General features: G+C 38.4%; 20 protein-coding genes. All 20 read left to right on the top strand.

The genetic code is table 11. The features are described 5' to 3' along the window. Window positions 1-160: 160 nt before the first annotated feature. The 20 genes from FHS18_RS02960 (at window position 161) to FHS18_RS02865 (ending at window position 23676) form a co-directional block, all read left to right on the top strand. A complete protein-coding gene (locus FHS18_RS02960; RefSeq protein WP_183596789.1) occupies window positions 161-898 on the top strand; it encodes a Wzz/FepE/Etk N-terminal domain-containing protein in 738 nt (245 codons plus the stop codon). Further along, window positions 882-1553 carry a CpsD/CapB family tyrosine-protein kinase gene (locus FHS18_RS02955; RefSeq protein ID WP_183596786.1) on the top strand — a complete coding sequence of 224 codons (672 nt, stop codon included), beginning with the start codon at window positions 882-884 and terminating at the stop codon, window positions 1551-1553. Before FHS18_RS02960 ends, FHS18_RS02955 begins: the two co-directional genes overlap by 17 nt. Window positions 1554-1776: 223 nt before the next feature. Continuing rightward, complete coding sequence (gene galU, locus FHS18_RS02950) at window positions 1777-2673, top strand: UTP--glucose-1-phosphate uridylyltransferase GalU (protein WP_183596784.1); 897 nt, start codon at window positions 1777-1779, stop codon at window positions 2671-2673. Window positions 2674-2688: 15 nt separating this feature from the next. After that, window positions 2689-3375 (top strand): sugar transferase, encoded by a 687-nt coding sequence (locus FHS18_RS02945; protein WP_183596781.1) that lies wholly within the window; start codon window positions 2689-2691, stop codon window positions 3373-3375. 16 nt (window positions 3376-3391) lie between these two features. Then, window positions 3392-4558, top strand: coding sequence for a nucleotidyltransferase domain-containing protein (locus tag FHS18_RS02940; RefSeq protein ID WP_183596778.1), 1167 nt, complete (start codon window positions 3392-3394; stop codon window positions 4556-4558). 104 nt (window positions 4559-4662) lie between these two features. Continuing rightward, the gene (locus tag FHS18_RS02935) at window positions 4663-5844 is read left to right on the top strand and encodes a glycosyltransferase family 4 protein (protein ID WP_183596775.1); all 1182 of its coding nucleotides are present in this window, start codon (window positions 4663-4665) and stop codon (window positions 5842-5844) included. A gap of 21 nt (window positions 5845-5865) precedes the next feature. After that, window positions 5866-7158, top strand: coding sequence for an O-antigen ligase family protein (locus FHS18_RS02930; RefSeq protein ID WP_183596772.1), 1293 nt, complete (start codon window positions 5866-5868; stop codon window positions 7156-7158). Then, window positions 7151-8311, top strand: coding sequence for a glycosyltransferase family 4 protein (locus tag FHS18_RS02925; protein WP_183596769.1), 1161 nt, complete (start codon window positions 7151-7153; stop codon window positions 8309-8311). The genes FHS18_RS02930 and FHS18_RS02925 overlap by 8 nt, the downstream gene beginning before the upstream one ends. Next, window positions 8298-9761: a lipopolysaccharide biosynthesis protein gene (locus FHS18_RS02920; protein ID WP_183596766.1), complete on the top strand. Its 1464-nt coding sequence runs from the start codon at window positions 8298-8300 to the stop codon at window positions 9759-9761. The genes FHS18_RS02925 and FHS18_RS02920 overlap by 14 nt, the downstream gene beginning before the upstream one ends. Window positions 9762-9828: 67 nt before the next feature. Further along, a complete protein-coding gene (locus tag FHS18_RS02915) occupies window positions 9829-11028 on the top strand; it encodes a glycosyltransferase family 4 protein (RefSeq protein WP_183596763.1) in 1200 nt (399 codons plus the stop codon). Continuing rightward, window positions 11025-12167: a glycosyltransferase gene (locus tag FHS18_RS02910; RefSeq protein ID WP_183596761.1), complete on the top strand. Its 1143-nt coding sequence runs from the start codon at window positions 11025-11027 to the stop codon at window positions 12165-12167. The genes FHS18_RS02915 and FHS18_RS02910 overlap by 4 nt, the downstream gene beginning before the upstream one ends. Next, the gene (locus FHS18_RS02905) at window positions 12167-13540 is read left to right on the top strand and encodes a sugar phosphate nucleotidyltransferase (RefSeq protein WP_183596758.1); all 1374 of its coding nucleotides are present in this window, start codon (window positions 12167-12169) and stop codon (window positions 13538-13540) included. Before FHS18_RS02910 ends, FHS18_RS02905 begins: the two co-directional genes overlap by 1 nt. A gap of 37 nt (window positions 13541-13577) precedes the next feature. Then, complete coding sequence (locus tag FHS18_RS02900) at window positions 13578-14909, top strand: UDP-glucose dehydrogenase family protein (RefSeq protein WP_183596755.1); 1332 nt, start codon at window positions 13578-13580, stop codon at window positions 14907-14909. A gap of 79 nt (window positions 14910-14988) precedes the next feature. Further along, window positions 14989-16581 (top strand): hypothetical protein, encoded by a 1593-nt coding sequence (locus FHS18_RS02895; RefSeq protein ID WP_183596752.1) that lies wholly within the window; start codon window positions 14989-14991, stop codon window positions 16579-16581. Between the two features lie 332 nt (window positions 16582-16913). Then, the gene (locus FHS18_RS02890; protein WP_183596749.1) at window positions 16914-18740 is read left to right on the top strand and encodes a hypothetical protein; all 1827 of its coding nucleotides are present in this window, start codon (window positions 16914-16916) and stop codon (window positions 18738-18740) included. A 311-nt stretch (window positions 18741-19051) separates the two neighbouring features. Then, window positions 19052-20044 carry an NAD-dependent epimerase/dehydratase family protein gene (locus FHS18_RS02885; RefSeq protein WP_183596746.1) on the top strand — a complete coding sequence of 331 codons (993 nt, stop codon included), beginning with the start codon at window positions 19052-19054 and terminating at the stop codon, window positions 20042-20044. Between the two features lie 171 nt (window positions 20045-20215). Further along, a complete protein-coding gene (locus FHS18_RS02880; RefSeq protein WP_183596743.1) occupies window positions 20216-22153 on the top strand; it encodes an asparagine synthetase B family protein in 1938 nt (645 codons plus the stop codon). A 36-nt stretch (window positions 22154-22189) separates the two neighbouring features. Then, window positions 22190-22372: a paeninodin family lasso peptide gene (locus tag FHS18_RS35330; RefSeq protein WP_183596740.1), complete on the top strand. Its 183-nt coding sequence runs from the start codon at window positions 22190-22192 to the stop codon at window positions 22370-22372. A 102-nt stretch (window positions 22373-22474) separates the two neighbouring features. After that, window positions 22475-23404, top strand: coding sequence for an aldolase (locus FHS18_RS02870; protein WP_183596737.1), 930 nt, complete (start codon window positions 22475-22477; stop codon window positions 23402-23404). Next, window positions 23401-23676 carry a lasso peptide biosynthesis PqqD family chaperone gene (locus FHS18_RS02865; protein WP_183596735.1) on the top strand — a complete coding sequence of 92 codons (276 nt, stop codon included), beginning with the start codon at window positions 23401-23403 and terminating at the stop codon, window positions 23674-23676. Before FHS18_RS02870 ends, FHS18_RS02865 begins: the two co-directional genes overlap by 4 nt. The last annotated feature ends 62 nt before the right edge of the window (window positions 23677-23738 follow it).

Raw genomic sequence — 23738 nt, 5'->3', positions numbered from 1 at the left:
ATGTTACGTTCTGTATCGTAAAGTAAGAAATGCGAACGATACGTTCCGTATCATACATAATATTAAGGATTTCCACAATAAGTGAATGTTATTCAAGCAAAACTTACATAGCACGACAGTAAATAGTAACAATTACTTCACAAATTGGAGGCATTTAGACGTGGAATTGAAACAGTATTGGGCGGTAGTGAGGAAGAGATTGTGGTTGATTGCAGTGATCGTTGTGCTCGTTACCGTAGCGGCAGGAATTAAGACAACTTCAACGACTCCACTTTATAGAGCAAATGCAACATTAATTGTAAATCAAGCCCCACAAATAGATGGAACTTATATTGTTAACCAAAGTACAGTTGCAACCAATATTCTTCTAATTAATTCCTATAAGGAAATCATTAAGTCTAGTGCGATTATGAGTAAAGTTAATGCTGAATTTCCTGAGTTGAATATTTCAATTAACGATTTAATTAACCATATCCAAGTCTCCGCGGCAAGTGACTCACAAGTTATGAATTTAAGTTACACAGATACCTCGTATGAAAGAGCTGCAAAAGCTGTGAATGCAATATCTATAGTATTCAAGGCTCAAATCCCTCAAATTATGAAAATTGACAATGTCACAATCTTGAACGAAGCAAATGAGCAGGCGAATGCTTCTCCTATCAACATAAATGCTGGCATGAATATAGTAGCGGGGCTTCTCGTGTCCCTTCTTCTTGCTATTGGTCTAGTGATGTTGTTGGAATATCTAGATCAATCATACAAAACGGAGTTAGATGTAGAATCTGACTTGGGATTACCGGTTTTAGCTTCTGTTATGAAAATGAATGAGAATGATCGGATGCGGCACGGTCAGAGTAAACAGAAAGTTGGTGAGGGGAAATATGCCACGTTCAACTAAAGAAAAACAGCTAGCATTAATTAGTACAAAATCGGTTGTCACAGAAAATTACAGAAACTTAAGAACAAATATACAATATGCTTCGACCGAAAAAGCAACTCAGGTGATATTAATATCCTCTGCGAAGAGGTCTGAAGGCAAAACTACAACTAGTAGTAATTTAGCAGTTGCTTATGCGAATGAAGGTAAGAGAGTAATGCTAATTGATGCCGATTTGCGAAATCCAGCATTACATAATGTTTTTTCAATACACAATACAAAAGGTTTATGTGAAAGATTGGTTGATGAGTCTAATACAAGAGAAGTCATCCGTGAGACGGGTATCGCAGGTTTGTCATTGATTACGAGTGGGATTATACCTATCAATTCAGCAGAACTTGTTTCATCAGAGGCAATGAAAAGTTTAATTGATGAACTTAGAAATAGTTACGATGTAATTATTATTGATTCGCCCCCTGTGCTACTGGTTTCCGATGGTCTTGCCTTAAGCACGCTATGCGATGGTGTGGTTATGGTGATTGATTCCAAGAAGACGGAAAAAATCCATGCTAGAAAAGCTAAGATGTTATTTGAACACGTAAATGCACGCCTTATCGGTGTGGTTCTTAATAATGTGAAAAGTAGTGAATTGCGGAAAGTTATGAACTACAGATAAAAAATATTTGCTTAGGTAATGTCTACTATACCTATATCATTGTAGACACTCGATCACGCTGTGGGTCAGCTGACCTTAGACATGAATTGTCGAGGGTGTGATGTGAGGTAGGGTTAGATGCCCTTGTTTTTCTAAAAATTGGAGCTATCGTTTTCATTAAATTAAGTGAAAGCGATAGCTCGAATTTTTAGTATTTCATAATAAATAGGATAGGGTGAAAATTATGAAAAAAGTACGCAAGGCTATTATTCCAGCAGCTGGATTGGGAACAAGATTCCTTCCAGCAACAAAAGCTATGCCAAAAGAAATGTTGCCGATCGTAGACAAACCGACAATTCAGTATATTGTTGAAGAAGCAATTGCTTCAGGTATTGAAGATATTATCATTGTAACAGGGAAAGGAAAAAGGGCGATCGAGGATCATTTCGATATTGCTTTTGAATTGGAACAGAATTTAATAGAAAAAGGGAAATATGGTTTACTTAAAGAAGTGCAAAAATCATCTTCTGTTGATATACATTACATAAGACAAAAAGAAGCAAAGGGTCTAGGCCATGCGGTATGGTGTGCGAGGAATTTCATTGGTGATGAGCCGTTTGCAGTCCTTTTGGGCGATGATATTGTTGAATCAGACACTCCTTGCACTAAACAATTAATTGAGCAATACGAACAGACAGAGCAATCTGTTATAGGAGTCCAAACTGTTTCTTATGAACAGACGGATCGTTACGGAATTGTTGATCCCATCGATTCAAGTGGCAAACTATATAAGGTAAACCGTTTTGTAGAGAAGCCTAAATTCGGTACCGCTCCTTCTAATCTAGCTATTATGGGAAGATACATTTTGACACCAGAGATTTTTGAATTCCTTGAGAAGCAGGAAAAAGGAGCTGGTGGGGAAATTCAACTAACTGATGCAATTCAGCGTCTTAATGAAACTCAAGGTGTTAATGCTTATGATTTCGAAGGAACTAGATACGATGTTGGTGAAAAGTTAGGTTTTATCACAACGACTATAGATTTTGCGCTGAAAAACAGTGAATTAAGAGAACCTTTAATTGCTGCCTTGGGACAGATTATGGAGCGTGAACAGGCAAATAAGGTTACATTAGATATGTAATAGGAGGATGAATAAATGACTCCACAACGTGGCGATTCTGAGGCTGTATTAGACGCATACTATCCTTCTATCGCATTAGAGAAGAAGAAAAACATAAGGATGTACCTAATGGCCAAGAGAGCATTGGATATTATTGGTGCCTCCATTGGTATCTTGATTCTTCTTCCGCTTTTTTTAGTTATAGTCATCATAATGAAAATTGAGGACCCTCGCGGTCCTATTTTTTTTCATCAAAAAAGGGTTGGTAAGAACGAAATACTCTTTAAGATGTATAAGTTTCGTTCAATGGTTACTAATGCAGAAGAATTACTCCAAAGTTTACTAAGCAAGAACGAAATTGAAGGGCACATGTTTAAAATGAAGGACGATCCTAGAATAACGAAATTCGGTAAAATTATGAGGAAAACAAGCATTGATGAACTTCCCCAGTTATGGAATGTGTTACGCGGGGATATGTCTTTGGTTGGACCTCGACCAGCTCTTGAACGTGAGGTTGCTGAGTATACCAAACATGACAAGTTAAGGCTTAAAGTGACACCTGGCTGCACAGGGCTATGGCAAGTAAGTGGAAGAAATAGTCTTAGTTTCTCTCAGATGGTGGATTTAGATATTCAGTATATTAGACAACGTAGTATCGTTTTTGACATTAAGATAATACTCAAGACTGTAAAAGTACTCTTTGGTTCAAAAGATGCATTTTAATATTGAGGTATGATAAATGAGGTATAAACTGGAGAAAGATAAGCTTTCCGATGAGTTCAAGTTTTTACTTTCGCTAATTGCTCATTCAAAAGAAAATAAATTTAACTCTGAAATGAACTGGGAACTATTTGTTCGTTTAGTTAGACATCATCGATTGTATCCGGTTGTGTATGGGGATATTCAGTCAATAGGAGAGAGGGAGCTTCCTAATTTCGTAATTGCTGAATTAAAGGAAGAGTACAGTAGAAACACATTCAAGATGTTTGCGTTAACCGGAGAAATGGATCGGGTGAATAAGTTATTCGCTGAGAATTCAATTAGATCACTAATACTGAAGGGACCTCCGCTAGCTCAAACGTTGTTTGGTGATGTATCTCGTAGAACATCTAAAGACTTGGATATACTCGTGCCAGTAGAGAATTTTGAGCAGGTAAATGAAATACTTATGCAAGATGGATACATACCTAAGAAGAAATTTGTTCCTGATATCTTAGGTGACTGGAAAAGAAGAAGGCACCATCTGTCGTACTTTAATCCCAAGAAACAGGTTCAGATTGAAATCCATTGGAGAATGAATCCAGAGATGGGTTGTGAGCCGAGTTTTGAAGACTTATGGCTACGAAGACAAAAAAGTAATTTAACTGGATCAGATATATTTCTTTTGAGTAACGAAGATTTGTTTTCTTATTTAATAATGCATGGGGCTAGGCACGGATGGTTTCGTCTTCGTTGGTTACTTGATATTCATTATCTATTATCAGTTAAGAATATTAATTGGAGATCAGTGAGCGATGGTTTTATAAAGAATGGACAGCAAGCTATTGCGGGTCAAACATTGATTTTGCTCCATAGTCTCTTTAAGACAGAAGTACCTTTGGAAATGGAGTACTTGTTGGATGCAAGAAAATCAGCTGTATTAGCAGAACGAGCCATGTTGTTTATTATCGGAACTAGTGATGTGTCAGTCGATTCTGAGGATAGGGATTTGGTTAGAGAGTACCAGCGATATCTATTTGCTATTAAAACGAGCAAACAAAAATGGGAGTATGTACGAGAGAGACTACTCCCAAATTCTTATGATGCAAATACATTGTATTTGCCAAGAACTTTACATTTTCTTTATTACCCTCTAAGGCCCTTCCTCTGGTTTTGGAGAAGAGTAAAAGAACAATTAACAACCTAAGAATAGATTAAAAATGCAAGCTGTTTCGTTAAATAGCTTGTATTTTTAATCTAATCTGTATGGAAATATTAGAGATATAATACAGATATATAGGAGTAGATTCGATGGAGAGCGAAGTTAAGCAAAAGGTTGTTATTATTGAACCAGCTGGTAAAGGCGGTATTTGCCACTATACTTATAAACTTGCAGCATCAATCAAGGCCCATAATTATAACACCGTCCTAATTACTAATAGAGATTATGAATTTGAAAATGATAGTAATATCAACTTTCAAGTAAAAAACTGGTTTGTTAACCTTAGATGGAATAAGAAATTTAAGAAGTACAGCAGAATGTTAAATGGAGCATTGTATGTGCTCACATTGATGCGTATCGTTCTCTATTTAATATTGAGTCAGTCAAAACAGGTTCATATGCAATGGATTTCTTCACCTACTATAGATAGAGTTTTTATAAGTATCCTAAAAATTATCGGTATAAAAGTAATTCTTACCGCTCACAATGTATTACCACATGAACCTACTGAAAGTGATCGGTTTAAATATGAACACCTTTATAACAAGGTAGATCATGTTATCGTTCATTCAGAATCTAATATAAGTCAAGTGAAAGAGAACATCAATATCACGAACTTGGATAAGTTTACTGTTATTCCTCATGGAAATTATATGTTTGAGAATATGAATCAAACGGAGCATCATGTTATCCCTAAGGAAGTAATAAAAGGTAAAAAAGTATTGCTGTTTTTCGGTGTTATTCGTCCTTACAAAGGTCTAGATATTCTACTAGATGCACTTAACAATATGAAAGGTGAATATGAGGATTGGGTGCTTGTGATTGCTGGAAGTTGTGACAATTTTAATGAATATGAAGAAATGATAAATAAATACTCCCTTGAAGAGAAGGTTATACGACATATCAAGTATATCCCTATGGAAAACATTGCAGCTTATTTTTCCATCTCTGATGTAGTGGTATTGCCATATCGTAATATATATCAAAGCGGCGTTGTCCAGATGGCCTACGCATTTGGGAAACCGGTTATTTGTTCAAGAGTTGGTGGCTTTGTTGATGTAGTGGATGAAGGAGAAACGGGGTTATTATTCGAAACAGGTTCATCAGACGAATTATCTAAAATATTGCTATTTGCTTTGACAAAAGCAGATCTTAACCAAATGGGTCAGAATGCAAGCTATCTAGCACGCACAAAGTATTCATGGGAACAAATATCGGTCAAAACAATTGGATTGTATGAAGGGAAATCAATGTATAGTAAGGCTATTTAACTGAGGAAAGGAACAGTAGCGATGTTCAAGTGGCTTTATATCTTGGCAGGAATATCATTATGGCTTCCTTCCTTTGCGGTTTTTACAATCGGTGAACAAACAGGGATTCAACTGGCATTACTGTTCTATAGTATTATATTTATTCTTCAATTTGTTGTTAATAGAACCACATTAAGAAGAGATAATACATTGATCTATGTCTACTTAATGTGGGCTATTTGTTTATCTCTATCAATTTTTGCTTCTGATAATATCTCAGCATCTGTGAGGGGAATTATCGCGTATATTAGCACGCTAACAGTATTCTTTACGATTGTTCTAAGTCAGATTGATAGGAAGATAATTATCTCCTCGACCATAAGTGGTTATTTAAGTGGTGGAATATTGTCTTCTCTATACGGAATCTACCAGTATTATGGTTTTAAATTCTCGTTACCCTATACAACATTGCTTCAAAATAACCAGGCTTTCTCAAGTTATGCTAGCAATGTAGGGGATTATTTTAGTATAGGTACTAGAGCATTTGGATTTACTGCTGAGCCCTCTCAATTCTCAGCTCTATTATTAGCAGCAGTTCTAATTGCTGCTTTAAATATTAAAGAATCTAATGGTAACATTTCACATCTAAGATTATTAAGGCTTGTTATATTATTTGTCGGATTGCTAACATCTGGTTCTTTATCTTTGCTTACATCATTGCCAATTATTTTCATATTACTTTTAGCGACAAGTTCTGAGTGGAGACGGTTACTATTAAGCTTTGTGACTGATAGGAAAAAGTTGTGGATCACTTATTTGGCTATTATTGTAGTTTGTATTGTTTTTATCAACGGATATATTGATTTAACAAGGGTCCAGTCACTACAGACTGACAAGTCTTTTCTAGTTCGTGCAGGCTCAATTGTTGCAGCAGTGTTAATTTTCTTGAACCATCCCCTGACTGGTTATGGTCTTAATGCCATGGGGCCGGCTTATCAGAAATATATGCCAGATTATGTTTTTGCTCTTCAGGAGAAGACAGGAACAGATAGTTTATTCTTAGCTATAGCAGCTGAGCAGGGCATATTTGGGCTCATTGCTATCTTGTCCATGGTTATTATAAGCCTGATAAGATCAAAAAGTAATTTAACACTATATACAGTAGTAATTGTTCTGTTGGTAACCTTTGCTATCCAAACTCCATACATGTATTTATATCATTTTTGGGTATTCTTAGCTCTTGGTTTTATTAGTAATGAAAATGGTCGCTTTGTAAATACAATGGCTCTAAAGAAAAACAAGCTCTACAATAAGGAAGGACATGAATATGCATAATATTGTAATAGGTCATAGTTTATATCCACCTCATATCCTTGGTGGGGCTGAGATTTCTACAAAGATATTGGCTGAGTGTATGTCTAAGCACTTAAAAGTTAATGTCCTGACCGTTGGTGATCAAAGAGACGCTATCGTAAGAGAAACCCAAAACGAGGTGTCAATTGTGAGATTACCAGCTAAGAATATCTTCTGGTATGGGGATAAAGATAAACAAAGTAACTTTAATATTCGGAGATGGCATGTCCAGGATATCTACGCAAATTATTATTATAAGCAAATTAGAAATGAGCTTGAAAGAATAAATCCTACATTAATACATACACAAAAGATCGCTGGTTTCAGTCTTGCAGTCTGGAAGGCAGCGCATGATTTGAAAATTCCAATCGTACACACACTTCGTGATTACTCTTTGCTGTATCCGCGATATTATAGACTTCCTGCAATATATTTCACTAAATATGTAAATGCCGTTATTGGATTGTCACAGTATACACTTGATGAACATCTGGCAAGCAAAATGTTTACAAATTCAGCGAAGTATGTTGTTCCAAATGCAATTAAGGGAATCGCAACTCCGAAAAATAAGGTTAGACATGGCGAACCGCTTATAGTCGGATACTTTGGAAGGCTTGCGGAGGATAAAGGAGTATCATTTTTAATCGAGGCTATTAAGGGGTTACCGGATACCATCGTAAAGGAACTTCGGATTTACGGAGAAGGGCCATTTGGTGAGCAGTTGATTAAGGAAGCCATAGGTGATAAACGGATAATATTTGCTGGAAAGAAAAAGGAACTAGAAGTACAAATTGCTATGGCAGATGTAGACATTACGGTTGTTCCTTCTAAGTGGAATGAGCCATTTGGTAGAGTAATTATTGAGTCATATGAGGTCGGTACACCAGTTATCGCTAGTAATATCGGGGGGATACCTGAGGTAATACTTGATAAAAGCTATTTAGTTGATGTTGGTCAACCAGAAGCTATACAAAAGGCACTATACGAATACTACCACTTGGATGAAAATAAAAAAGAAACGCTCCGAGAAATATGTTTGGAACACAGTAACAGTTTTTCAGAAGAAAATCTTATTAAGAGACAGCTTGAGATTTATGATCTTGTCTTGAAGGAAAGTAACCATGTCAACCGTTAATAATGCGAAGTGGTCTTTCTTAAATGGCGTAGGAATGCAAATGATCGCGTTAGTTACTAATGTAGTTTTAGCTCGATTATTATATCCAGAAATATTCGGTCTCCTAGGTATGGCTACAGTCTTATTGGGCCTATTGTTGATTTTTCAAGGAGCAGGGGTAAGTTCGTATATCATATATGATCAAGAATGTAGTAAGGAAGAAGTTGTTACGTCGTTTTGGCTAAATATCATAATTTCTACGTTAATAGCAACATTACTTATTATATGCTCACCCCTTATTTGTAATTTCTACAATGACGAAAGGCTTCAACCTATCTTAATAATTACTGCTGTTGGCCTATTCTTTGGTTCATTTGGTATTACAGGTAGAGCTTTGTTTACAAGGGATGGACACTTCAAAAAACTAACTATTATCGATTTTATTGCGGAACTTATCGCTTCCAGTGTTGCGATAGGAGCAGCATTGTATCATCACGAGACGTTTGCTATCACTTCACGGTTACTAATTAAACCGATTATTCAATCGGCGGCACTAGTGTTTCTAACTCATAAGGGATCAGTGGGCCTACCACAGTTTAAAAATGTAAGAAAGATACTACCTTATGGAACTAAAATTCTAGGTTCCCAGGTATTCATTTATTCAAATAATAATTTGGACTATTTGCTAATCGGGAGATTTCTTGGCAGTAGGGAGCTTGGTATATATACGATGGCATATCAATGGAGTATGATTGCGCGTATTTATATAGGCGGAGCTATTAACAGAGTGGCATTCCCGCTAATATCTAAGCAAGAAGGGAATTTAATTAGTATTAAAAAAATCTACACAAACATGATTACAAAGGTTGCTATGGTTACATTCCCCATATGTTTTGGACTTATGGCAATCTCCAACGAGTTCGTGAATTTACTTTACGGAGATAAGTGGTCTGAGGCAGTACCCGTTCTGTCAATCCTTTTGTTTGTAGGTGCAATCACTTCAGTAGTGACGGTTGGGGGATCTGTATTTAACGGTTTAGGGAAGCCAGACATAGATATGAAAATCAATATGGCATCGTTTATTGGAGCAGTAATTATTTTTCTCTTAAGTTGGCGTTATGGCATAATTGGAATCGCAGTAGGAGTTTTAATCAAATGTATCGTGTTTGATTCCTTTAAGCTCCTTTGGGTCTCGAAACTACTAAAAATGAAAGTTAAAGAATTGGCACAAATGTTCATAAAAGCATTACTACCATCCTTGATTATGTTGCTTTGTTTACTGGCAACTAAAAAAGTTATTACTGTTTTACCAGGTAGTTTGCTAATGATAATTCTGATTATCGAAGGTATCATAATATACTCGATTAGTTCGTACTACTTAAATAGAGATAATTATATGTGGTTAATTAATAAATTAGCTTCAAAGGCGCCATTTAAAACAAAAATTAAAATTAGAGAACAAGGGTTATAAACAAAAGAGATCAGCAATAACTGCTGATCTCTTTTGTTTTAGAAAAGCAAGTAGAAAGGGCTAAAATATGAGGATTGCATTTTATAACCATACGAGCGCAGTAAGTGGTGCTGAAATAAGTATGTTACTAACAGCAAAACACTTTAGTAAAGCAGAGCCGATTATTTTTGCCCCAGAAGGAGAAGTTCTTGAACGAGCGCAGTCAATAGGTATAAGAGTGATGCCTACGCCAAGCTATAGAGCACGCCTTCGAAAGAATCCCTTTTTACTGATCAAAGATATGATCGGTATGCTTGCTGCGGGCTGGAAATTGGCTTCGATATTGAAAAAGGAACCAATTGATCTTATACATGCAAACTCAATAAGAGCAGGTATAATGGCTGGATTATTTAAATGGTATCACAAAACACCTATTATCTGGCATATGAGAGATATTCCGCCAAAAGGCCTTGTAGGAAGAGCGGTTAAACTACTTGGTAGGATTACCGCGGAAGGTTTTATAGGGATTTCAAAATCTGTTCTCGAGAATTTCAGCGATTCCTCATTGAAAGCTAGATCATATTTAGTTCATAACGGAGTGGAATTAACATATATAGGTGATCAAGAAAAACAAGACTACCGTAAAAAAATTAGAGAAGAACTGCGTACTCCCCAAAATGCAAAAGTAGCTACAATCATTGGTCAAATCGCGCCATGGAAAAGACAAGAGGATGCGATTCGTGCTACTGCAAAATTAATCCAGGATGGAACAGAAGTGTTCCTCTGGATAGTTGGAATAGCGAAATTTAGGAAAGAGAATGAATTATATTTTGAAACATTAAAATCCCTTGTATATGAATTAGGGATTGAAGATCGGGTCATTTTTGCAGGGTTTAGAGAGGATGTTTTAGAAATTTGTTGTGCCTCAGACATTTTGTTATTGTGCTCAGATAATGAGCCCTTTGGGAGAGTAGTTATAGAAGCGATGTCACAAGGGACACCGGTTATTGGGACTGAAGCAGGGGGCGTTCCGGAAATAATTCGAAATGGAATAAACGGAATGATGTACCCAGTATCAGAATATATAAAGTTATCTCATTTAATGAGTCAGTTGTTTAATGATCCTCAATTAATGAAGAGATTAAGTGATAATGGATTACTAAATGCTGAACAAAATTTCTCAATTAAGCAAACAGCTGAGAAGGTTGAGAATATTTATCAAAATGTATTGCAGGGTGATGCTTCAAGAAGTATTGATCCCGCGCATTCAAGGGAAGTGGCCAAATGAATAATGGTATTAAAGTTGCTATTGTGCATGATTATTTGAATCAAGCAGGCGGAGCTGAACGAGTCGTAGGTGTATTCCGGAAGCTTTTTCCAGATGCTCCGATATATACGTCTATTGTTGATGAAAATAAGCTGCTACCGGAATTAAAAGACGCAGTTATACATACAACTTTTATGCAGAAAATACCTGGAATAATGAAAAGATTTAAGCTCTTCTTTTGGTTATATCCTTTTGCCTTCAGAACAATAGACCTGACGGAATATAATTTCGTTCTAAGTTCTAGTAGTGCATATGCAAAGGGTGTGAAAAAAGGAAAGGGTAGCGTTCACCTATGCTACTGCCATACTCCAATGCGTTTTGCTTGGGATTTTGAAGGATATATGGAAGGTGTAAATGTACCAGATTTCGTAAAGAAGACAGCTAAATTACTTACTTATCCTCTAAGAAGTTGGGATAAGAAAAATTCTAAAAATGTAGATCAATTGATAGCAAATTCAACTGTAGTTAAAGAGAGAATTAGAACCATTTATAACTTAGATGTTCCAATAATTTACCCACCTGTTAACGTAGATAGATTCTCTATTGCAAATGATCCACCAGAAGATTATTTCTTAATCGTTTCAAGACTAGTTTCTTATAAAAAGATCGATATTGCGGTTGAAGCATGTACCAGAACTAATAAACGTCTTATTATCATAGGCGAAGGGCCAGACAGGAAACGACTTGAAGGTCTAGCTGGGAATTCAATTGAGTTTCTTGGAAGAAGAAGTGATGAAGAAGTAACTTATTATATGCAAAGATGTCAGGCTCTATTGTTTCCTGGTGTTGAGGATTTTGGAATTACTCCTTTGGAGGCTAATGCATGTGGCAGACCGGTTATTGCATATTATGAAGGTGGTGCACTAGATACCATTAAAGAAGGACTTAATGGTCTATTCTTTAAGGAACAAAATGCTAATTCATTAGCAAACGTTTTGTCGTCATTTAATGAACGGAATTGGGATAGCAATTCTGTTCGTAAGCATGCTGAGACATTTAATGAACAAATCTTTATGAAAAACCTTGAAAGCAATATTAAAACACTTATAGATAAAATTGAAATAAATACAAAGACAATAAGTATGGGAGTGGAAGCGTAATGAAGGTAATTCTATTGTCAGGTGGTTCGGGTAAAAGGTTATGGCCATTATCTAACGATATCCGCTCAAAACAGTTTCTAAAGGTTCTCGATGAACAAGATGGCCAACCATATTCAATGGTTCAACGGGTTTGGAAACAACTGGAGTCCGCCAAATTGCAGGATTCTGCAATCCTAGCGACTAGCAGACCACAGGTGGAAATGTTGCAAAGTCAGTTGGGGCACGATATTGAAATTATTGTGGAACCAGAGAGAAGAGATACGTTTCCAGCCATTGCATTAGCAGCGGGTTACTTATATTCAGTAAAAGGTGTTAGCTTAAACGAAGTTATTTTTGTTCTTCCTGTGGATCCATATGTGGAAGACCACTTCTTTGCAAAGATAAAGGATCTTGAAGAAGTTGTTAAATATACTGAAGCTGAAATTGGACTGATCGGCGTAACCCCAGATCATCCTTCTGAGAAGTTCGGGTATATAGTACCTGCAGACGAAAATGTAATGGAAAATGGAACGAAATATAGTAAGGTTGAATGTTTTATTGAAAAGCCCCGTGAGGAAAAGGCGACACAGTTGATTGAACAACGTGCGCTTTGGAACTGCGGGGTTTTTGCTTTCAGACTTGAATATGTGATCAATGAATTGATCAGTCGCGGCCTACCAATTCAGTATGATGAACTACTGAAACAATATGATCGGATTGAAAAGATAAGTTTTGATTATGCAGTAGTTGAAAAAGCAAAGCATGTAGTGGTCACTTCTTACAAAGGTTCCTGGAAGGACCTGGGCACATGGAACACATTAACGGAAGAAATTAAAAAACCTTTAGTTGGTAAAGGAATTGTAACAGAAGACAGTTTTAATACACATGTAATAAATGAACTTGATATACCAATTACTGTAATTGGCTCGCCTAATTTAATTGTAGCTGCTAGTCCAGACGGGATTTTAGTCTCTGATAAAGACAGCAGTCCTCGAATCAAAGAAGTGATGAAACTCGAAGATCAAAGGCCTATGTATGAAGAAAGACGCTGGGGCCGATATCGTGTGCTTGATTATATAAAATATCCGGATGGCCGAGAGGTTCTTACTAAGCGCATATGTGTTTCTGAAGGTAGAAATTTAAGCTACCAATATCATAATAAACGAAATGAAGTATGGACTGTAATTTCAGGTCTGGGTGAGATGGTGTTGAATGGAAAAGTATCTTTATTAAAAGCTGGCGACGTTATCTCGATTCCGCTTGAGGCTAAACATAGTATTCGTGCAATACAAGAGATGGAAATTATTGAGGTGCAAACTGGTTCTGAGCTAGTAGAAGAAGACATTGTTCGCTTAGCACTTGATTGGTCAGAAATATTGGAAATGAGCTATTAAAAATATAATTAATAAAATAATCGGGAGTGGAACATTAATGAATATTACAGTAATTGGAACAGGCTATGTAGGACTTGTATCTGGAGTATGCTATTCGGAACTTGGACATAACGTTCAATGTGTAGATAAATTGCCGGAAAAAGTTGTTATGTTACAGAACGGGGAAGTGCCAATTTATGAGCCGGGCCTTCAAGAACTCATGATCAAGAATATGGAAGCTGGTAGACTGAGTTTTACTAATGAAATTTCAGATGCTATGGTAGACGCAGACTTAGTCATAATTGCAGTAGGCACCCCACCTCTCCCTAATGGTGAGGCTGACATGCAATATATTGAAGCTGCCGCTAAAGAGATTGCTCAATCTATGAATGGTTATAAGGTAGTGTGTGTGAAGAGTACAGTTCCAGTAGGGACGAATGAACATGTACGTGGGATTATTGCAAATCATTTCAAAGGACAATTTGATATCGCGTCACTTCCTGAATTTTTAAGAGAAGGAACTGCGGTAAAAGATACCTTGCATCCTGACAGAATTGTAATCGGGGCTGAGAGTGAACAAGCAAGTGCGCTTCTCACGGAATTACATCGTCCCCTTACAAAAGAGATTGTTGTTACCGATATTCGAAGTGCTGAAATGATTAAGTATGCTTCGAACGCTTTTCTCGCAACTAAGATATCCTTCATTAATGAAATTGCCAATATCTGCGAAAAAGTTGGTGCTGATGTAACTGAGGTTGCTAAAGGAATGGGGCTTGATCGTCGAATCGGCTCATCTTTCTTGAAGGCCGGTATAGGTTATGGAGGCTCTTGCTTCCCCAAAGACACTAAAGCGCTAATTCAAATAGCTGGTAATGTAGAGTATGATTTCAAGCTGCTTAAAGCGGTTGTAGAAGTAAATCGTCATCAACGCTATGGAGTGTTAGATAAATTGTTTCATGCAATAGATAATGTTTATGGAAAAACAATTGGTATCTGGGGACTATCATTCAAACCAGAGACGGACGATGTTCGTGAGGCACCAGCTATCGAAGTTATTGATCGCTTAATTGAACTTGGGGCTAAAGTTAAAGTGTATGACCCAATTGCAATGGAAAGTTTCCGCAGAATTTTAGACCATCCTTCTATTGAATGGTGCGAAAATGCATTAGAAGTAGCTCGTGGAAGTAACGCTTTGTGTCTATTAACTGAATGGAACGAGTTTGTAGAAGCAGATCTGTCCGAAGTAGAAGCTGCTCTACTGCAACCGGTTCTTGTTGATGGTCGAAACGTATTCAGTATTGAACAAATCAAGAAAACAGGTCTAAATTACTATCCAGTAGGCCGACCTGTCTTTCAAACTGAGAAGCAGTATTCTAAAGATGTAGTTTAAGTGTTATAGAGAAGGGGTTACATAATTATGTAATCCCTTCTATACGTTATGACATATAAAGCTAACTAAGGAGGTAAAATTGAAGAAAAACTTTTTCACTGGCCCAATTAGTCGTAGGGAGGCACTTATTGGCTTAGGGATAGCAGGTATTGGGGCTTTTACAATGTTGCCTTTTAAAAATGAACATGCTGAAGCCAATACTTTAAACCCTTATTCCCCTCTTGGTATTTTATTTGATGAAATCAGAGGTAAATATAAAAACGATACTGAAGCTTTACAGGCGGCGTTATATATAGTTAATGAAAAGGGTAACGGTACGATTATCCTTGGTGCAGGGAAAACATATAAAATTGAAAAAGGCATTAGTATTCACGCAGATAAGGTCAATCTTGTATGTTATAACGGTACAGCTACTTTAGATTTTTCTTCAGTGACGTCTTCACCTGCAATAAAATTAATTGGATCAAGTAGTAAGAATAACTCTCCGAGAAATAATATGCATAGAATTGAAGGAGTAATTATTAAAGGAGCTAACAGATCTGGAGTTGTAGGTGTGGATTTTTCGTCCCAAACTAGCTACACATCCTTTTATTCAATGGATAGATTCTCTATTGTGGACTTTGTTGTATGCCTTAAAATTGGGAGTAATTCTTGGGGTAATCAATTTACAAATGGTTCCATTACCACTTCTAACGGTACTTGTGTATTGGTACCGGGAGATGGTGAAAATTACGGTGAAAGGTTAACATTCCAAAATGTAACATTTTATAATTCAAAAGAAGCGGTCAATGCACAGTCTGGAAGTGCTTCAATTTATTTTATTAATTGCTCGTTTGATTATTGTTTTCGTTTCTTTAAGATTAAGAGCGGAGCAATTATGGTACAATCTTCACATTTAGAAACTGGGAAGGAAAAAGCCGATCAATCACCATTAATTGAAATAAGTGGTGATGGGGGTAGTTTGCATATCTCTAATAGCGTTATGAGAATATATGGAGAATGGACTCGAAATTATCTTGGAGTTGTTGAAGGTAACACAGAAAATTCCGTGAATTTCGGGGGGTTATATTTAAACAACTGCCACTTAGATATTCACGACAATAATTATAAGAAGGAAGCTCTAATAAGCGGCAATGGTAGGGTCGTCGCTTCAGGGTTATCAGCATATTATAATGGTTTAAAAACACCAATAGCGAAACAAATCAATTTATTATCAATCAGTGGATCGGAAAGAGACCTTTCAGAGTGGACTACGGATAGGCATGTTGGTTATCTTCCAGCAACACTAGATACAGATAATAAACGGTCAGGTAAACCATCAATTCTTCTATCGTCAAGTACAGAGGGTCAAAAAAGAAATATGAAATTTAGATTTATGTCAGATCCCTCTAAAAAACCCTTAATATCATTTAATCTAAAGACGGAATTTTTTAATAAAGATGAATTTTATATTAAATTTCGTTGCCTGAATATGAATGGAGAAATATTAGCTACGGACTCTAGTGAAAAGTATAATGAATCACATGATTGGGAAATCATTAAATATCAACCGAGAATTACTGTGGTACCTTCTGGTACTACTTACATGGAAATAGAATTTGCGACAATGGAATCAGGATGGAGCTTAAAAACAAAAGTGTGGATAAACGATTTGTTAATTAATTTAGTTTAGTAGAGCAGAGATTATAAAATATAAAATGAAAAAAAGTGAAAATGTCCATATCGTTTGGGCTATAACTAATACTTTTCGATATGGATATCACCCTTTACTTTGGTAGTTCGTTAAAGAAAAGTACCTCCTCGTAAACCTCCTTTTGATTAAGCCCCATATATCTAATCGATTGACGTTCCTTCTTTTTTGGGTTATGAATGTTTTTTGGTCTTATATCTTCCGAAAATCAAATCGATTAAACTGAGAATCTGAAGTACATTTCAAAGTTCACCTTTGGGTTATTAATTGAATATCATGTATATAAATGGTGTTGATAAGGTAGGTGAATGGATGTGAGCGCAGAACAAACGGATAACATGGGTATGCACAAATTATCAGATACTGAGCAAAGACTCGAAGACAATTTTCAAGCAATAGACGAAGAATTCAGTGATCGTGGAGTAAACATTCGATGGAAGGGTGCCGACAGGGACGGAATAATTGATAGTAGTGAGGCGATAAAAGAAGTATTTCTGACTGGTGCTTTTTCAATTTTTATACCCAAAGGTACTTATTTGATCTCTAAGAATCTTACAATTGGGACAGACAAAAAAATCGTTTTCGGAAGAAAGGCAAGACTTAAACCAGCTGCGGGAGTAACCATTACCTTGAATTGTGCAATTGATGCGCATCTGGATGATTGGATTTTTGATATTTCAGCTGGAGGTATCATAAATGGTTCGATGAAAGTAAACGATATTACACCAGAATGGTTCGGTGCTAAAGGGGATGGTGTCACAGATGACGCGCCTTTTATACAAGCAGCGGTAAACTCACATCGTCTCGGGGGTAATAAAATTTCGTTTAATGGAATGAAAACGTATAAAATAAATTCAGAGTTGCAATTTATGGTCGATAGACACACGATTGATGGCCATGGATGTACATTAGATTGTTCTGGAATTCAAAGCGGTCAAGCAATTAAAATCACTTCAAGCTTAACAGGATCAAACAAAAATGAACATGGTATAAAGGATCTCATTCTAAGAGGTTCTAATCGAGAAAACGTAATTGGTATAAATATGGATGGTTCAGATGGGAAAGTTTTAAATAGCTATTATTTTGAAAGAATAAATATCAGGGATTTTGTTACTGGCGTAAGAATTTATAGCAATGCATATATCGTGAAGTTTCATAGTGTAAATATTGTTTCTCCTATAGGGGTATGTGTGTATATTCCAGCCGGGGGTACGAATTATGGTGAAAGGATTGTATTAGATGATTGTACCCTATTTGATTCAAAAGAAGGGCTGAGAAATGAAAATGGAAGCTCTACAGTAATGCTGAATAAGGTTTCAGTTGATTATTGTTATAGAGCTATTACAATTACAGCTGGTAGGGTCTTTGCTGTAAATTGCCATTTTGAGTGTTCGAAAAATAAAACCGATCAAGACAATCAATTCTACGTATCAGGTGATGGTGGGTCTCTCCATATAGTGGCAAGTGCGATCTTAATGGGTGGCAATTGGGAAAAGTATTCAATAGGATATGTAAATCAGACTAAAGGAAATGAAACGCACTATGGTGGTTTATTAATTGATAATTGCTCAATTGAAGTTGACTATAATAATTACAATCGAAAATTTTTAGTTGATGGTGAAGGACGTGTCTTATTAAGTAACATTACCTCTTACTTCAATGGACTTCGAGGTGTTCGTATTGCGAACTCACTTAATCATTTAGCAGATGGTAGCTTTGAAAGCTCGAACCCTTTGGGACAATGGGAAACACAGTATGAATTACCTATCATAAGTAATACAAATCCAAAAGAGGGCAAACAATCGGTTATTTTTCAAACGACATTAAGACAACAAATGTTTGTTGATCTTCCATATCGAGTCCCTCAGAAAATAAACATCTCATATTGGATAAATATCGTACGGTTGGAAGTTGGAAACACATTAAGTGTAACTTTAAGTTACTTAGATTCTAATAAAAATGTTTTATCGAACGTAAGAGTAACTCATAAAACTATACAGGAATGGACACAGATTAGATGGCAGCCAGGCCCAGCCGTTCCCCCAGCGGGTACACTGTTTATAAGGCTTACATTCGATACTGCGGGGTGGCAGCAAGGAAGTGAAGTATATTTAGATGATGTATATATATACTGTATATAGAAAAGGTATCAAAACCTAGCATGAAAAACTCAGGCTATCTTGGACTATATCTAGTTCAAAGATTGCTTTTTTGTCCAATAAAAAGTGGATACATAGATTATCATATTAAGTTAATAGAAGTATCATAAAAAAAGGATGAATAAATAAGAAGCCCACTCGGTTACGGGCTTTTTATTTATTTGTCTTTTTTATTGTTGTTAATGATACAATTTGTGCCCACAATATTATAACAATTGTAATCAATTTGTAAGTTGTTCTCATAGTAGAACTGCGACATCATTTATCCTTTCAGAATTAAAGGAGTGATACTAATGAAGTCAATATTGGTCACAGGAGCATCAGGATTCTTAGGCTATAATTTATCCGTTAGTTTACATTCAATAATTGGTTGCAAGGTTGTACTTCATGATAAGGATGACTTCTGTAACAGACTAATGAGAGAACCATATACAACTATACTTTTAAGTGATCTAACACTTAATTCAGTGACGTATAATGAGACATTCGATTACATTATTCACCTCGCAGCAATGCCACACGTTGATTTCTCCTTTTATCATCCCGAAGAAGTGTATAAAAACAACGTTATTAGTACTCAGAGAGTCTTGGAACTCGCAAGAAAGCATGATATCCCGATACTAATTGGATCATCGGTTGAAGTATATGGAGGAGAAGAAAACCGAAGCTATTGTGAGGGTGACCCCTATAATCCAGCTTCGCCATATGCAGCATCTAAAGTAGCGTGTGAGGTTCTAACTCAAACATATATAAAGTGTTATGGACTTAAAGCCAGGATTGTTCGCTTTACCAACTTGTATGGCCCTTGGCAGCTGCCAGATCGAATTATCCCACGTAATATCGCTCGTATGCTTGAAGGCCAGTCTTTAGATATCCAAGGCCACGCCGTTAGAGATTTTTTATACATTGATGATGCATTAGAGGCTATACATACCGTTATGCAATATGGACAGGATGGAGAGACCTATAATATATCCACAAACATTGGGACGACAATGAGGGAGATCGGTGACCTGCTGGTCACAGGGTATGGCTATCCGGCGCCTGCAGCCTTACTAGAACAAGAACCCACGAATTCTAGAGGTTCTAGCTTAGTTATCAATTCTGATAAGCTACGCAGCCTAGGTTGGGCACACAGGACTCCCTTAACTGATGGTTTGAAGCGAACCTATGAATGGTATAAGGCTAACTATGAATGGGTGAGTCAATTCAGAGATAGTTACTCTATTCCTCGTCATGACAAAAACTTCATAATCGATACCGCAAGAAATATGTTATTTGTCTAACCTTGTTTTATTTTACTGGAATTTGTTTAATAACTTATATCTTTGCTAAAACGCGCGATTTTCAGCATTTTACTAGTTACAATTCGTATCATATACGCTATAATTACATTACGTAGTGTAACACTTAACGATTACAACACGTCTAAGAGAGCAAGTGGACCAGGAGGACTTATGAGTGTCATCGCAGGCATTCTGAACATGAATCATGACCCCGTGTCCTTTGAGAACAGCTTGAGTATGCATCGAGCGATATACAAGTATACCGCAGATCGGCAGCTCGCTTGGCAAGGCTATGGAGTCTGGCTAGGCTGCGCCGAGCGATACATAACGGAAGAAGAAGTGAATCGTCCGAATCCGCTTGAGCACCAGCAACAAAATCTGGTGATTACTGCAGATGCCATCCTGGATAACCGGGAAGAACTATTCGCTAAGTTAGATGTTCCTCGTGCGGAACGGCAGGCGATCACGGATTGTGAGCTGATCTTGCTCGCGTATGCGAAGTGGAGATCAGACGTGCCCCAATATCTGCTAGGCGATTATGCCTTCGTGATCTGGGATCGAGAGGAGCGGACGTTGTTCGGCGCTCGTGATCTGTTCGGAAATCGGACGCTCTATTACGTACAGCACGAGCAACAGTTTGCCTTTAGTACGATGATCGAGCCTTTGTTCGCACTGAATGGTATGACAAGGCGGCCGAACGATTCTTGGATATCCGATTTTCTCGCGATTCCGATTGTCTTGGATTCGGTTGACCCTCATCAGACGATCTATCAGGACGTCCGGCAGTTGCCGCCGGCTCATAGCTTCATCGTTAGGGATGGGCAGCTAAGACTTCAAAGATACGCGACGGTCGAACCGGAAGAGACGCTGCGGTTGAAATCCAACGAGGACTATGAGGCAGCTTTTCGAGAGGTATTCGGTCAGGCGGTGACTTCGAGGCTTCGCACCAATCGGGCAGTTGCCTCCAACTTAAGCGGGGGGCTTGATTCGGGAAGCGTCGTCGGCTTTGCCGCTCCAACACTCCATGCGCAGCACAAGTCGCTGCTTACCTACAGCTATATCCCTCCCCAAGACTTCGTCGCATGGACACCGCGTAATCGAGTACCTGACGAAAGGCCCTTCATACACGAGACCGTGAAGCATGTCGGGAATATTCAAGATCATTATCTTGACTTCGATGGTAGAAGTCCCTATTCCGAGATGGATGACTGGCTCGCGTTAATGGAAATGCCTTACAAGTTCTTGGAAAATTCATTCTGGATTAAAGGCATTTTCGAACAGGCTGCATCCCAAAACATCGGCGTACTGCTAACGGGTTCACGCGGTAACCATACCATCTCATGGGGTTCAGCAATCGACTATTATGTCTATCTGCTCAAGCGATTCCAATGGCTGAAGCTGCATCATGAACTGAAACGTTACAGCCGGAGAATGGGTGTCGGCCGCAAACGACTGTTACCTGTTCTTGGCCGGTATGCCTTCCCTCAATTCGATCGGGCTGCTAAGCGCGAAGCCGCAACCGAATCCCCATCCTTAATTGATTCTGGTTTCGCCCGCAAAACCGATGTATACGAACGGCTCCGGCAATATAATGTCGGTATTGATGGATTTGCCTCCTCGATCCTTGAGGAGCGCAGGAGCCACTTCAACAATCAAGCGATTTTCAGTATGCAAGGGACGAACAGCACGAAACTCTCCGTTCATTATGGATTGTTGGAACGGGATCCAACGTGTGATCCAAGAGTCGTGCGTTTCTGCCTCTCTCTGCCATTGGAACAATTCATCCAGGACGGTATCGATCGTTCCTTAGTTCGGCGTGCAACGAAGCAGATCTTACCGGATACGGTCCGGCTGAACCAACGTTACCGTGGTGTACAAGGATCGGATTGGGTTCATCGCATGCTTCCAGACTGGCCTAAGTTCGTGCAGGAAGTGCGTGAGATGCTTTATCATTCCGAGATGCGTGAATATCTGAATGTGCCTTACTTAGAAGGCACATTGGCGCGGATCGAGCATCAGCCTCGTGCAGATCTCGCTTTCGATATGGATATGCGAATGTTGATGCGAGGGCTTGTTCTGTACCGCTTCTTCAAGAAGCATTGGCTGTGAATGAATCGGTACACTCTTGAAAGGAGGTGAATGCAAATGGCTAAAAAAGCGTGGCAAGCTCCAGTATTGGAGACGTTGGATGTGAACAACACGATGGCGGGTGTCGGTACAAAATATATCGACTACATCTTCGTGGATAAGGACTTCGACATCACGGACTCTGCTGACCCAGGTTCCGTAATCGTTGCTCCAGCTCCATCCCTTCCGGATATGAGCTAATCGGGCTAATACTTAATTCTTTTGTCTTGTGTTCCTCTGTGAAGCCGAGTGCTCCACAGAGGAACCTTGCATTAATGACTAAGTAAAGGGGTTCATCCTTACATGACGGAATCATACATCTATGAAGCCTTTGGGCTGCAAATCCGTAGCCAGGTTGCTATGCCGGAACTTGTACTTACAATGGATCCATCTAAACCAGTCGATGTAGACATTCTCCTCACTGACCTCAATCCAGAATGGCAGAAATACGGAGTCACGACTAATGACTTCGTTGTAGATGGCAACAAACTCTACTTCTGTATTGAAGATACTGCGCTCTATTGTATTGAGGATGGCACGCACATCAAGATCTCCACTTTGGAAGGTTATGACGAGGACAAGCTACGACTTTTCACCCTAGGTACCTCTATGGGCGTGTTGCTGCTTCAACGCAATGTGTTACCCCTGCATGGCAGCGCAATCGAGATTGACGGCAAGGCCTATCTCATTGTTGGTGAATCCGGCGCAGGCAAATCAACGCTTGCTGCAGCCTTAATTAGCCGCGGCTACCGTATTCTTAGCGATGATGTTATTCCCGTCACCATAAATGAAGAAACACAGGAAGTTCTGATTACTCCTTCATACCCTCAGCAGAAGCTGTGGCAGGAGAGTCTGGATCGACTGGGCATGAATGACCAGCAGTACCAACCGCTGTATCAAGAATTAACCAAATTCGCGATACCTGTAACCGAACACTACCATCGGGAATCGGTTCCTCTTGGCGGGATCTTCGAATTAAACAAGACGGAAGGCGACCAGTTGGAGCTCTTAACGATTGAAGGGCTGCAGAAGCTTCCCGTGTTTCAATTCCATACGTACCGCAATTTCCTGATTCCGTTGATGCGCAAGATGGATTGGCATTTCCAGCTGACGGCGCAAATTGCCAGTCAGATCGAGATGTTCCGCATTCGTCGGCCGGAGTCAGTCTTCACGGTAGAGCAACTAGTTGATTTTGTCTTATCCAAAGCGAATAAAGGAGCGGGAGTCGCATGAGTACAGTAGCAGAACAATTTGTTCAATCCAAAGGAAGCCTAGCCAGCAACATGGATGGCGAGAAAGTGATGATGCGCGTTGAGACCGGCAAGTACTATAATCTAGGCGCGATCGGCGGACGGATCTGGGATTTGCTTGAACAGCCACAGACCGTGAATCAACTGGTTGAGGCGCTAACGCAAGAATATGAGATCGGGATGGACGAGTGCACAGCGCAAGTGGAGTCTTTCTTGAAGCAGCTTCAGAGCGAGCAATTAGTCGAGGCGGTATAAGTGGGATCAAGCGAATGGTTCGAATTCCGATGTAATCCAGTGGAACGAAAGGCGAGAAGGTG

The organism is Paenibacillus phyllosphaerae (assembly GCF_014192105.1).
Classification (GTDB): domain Bacteria; phylum Bacillota; class Bacilli; order Paenibacillales; family Paenibacillaceae; genus Paenibacillus_Z; species Paenibacillus_Z phyllosphaerae.
Note: the sequence above shows the minus strand (reverse complement) of the source record. Positions and strands in the feature narration are given on the sequence as shown.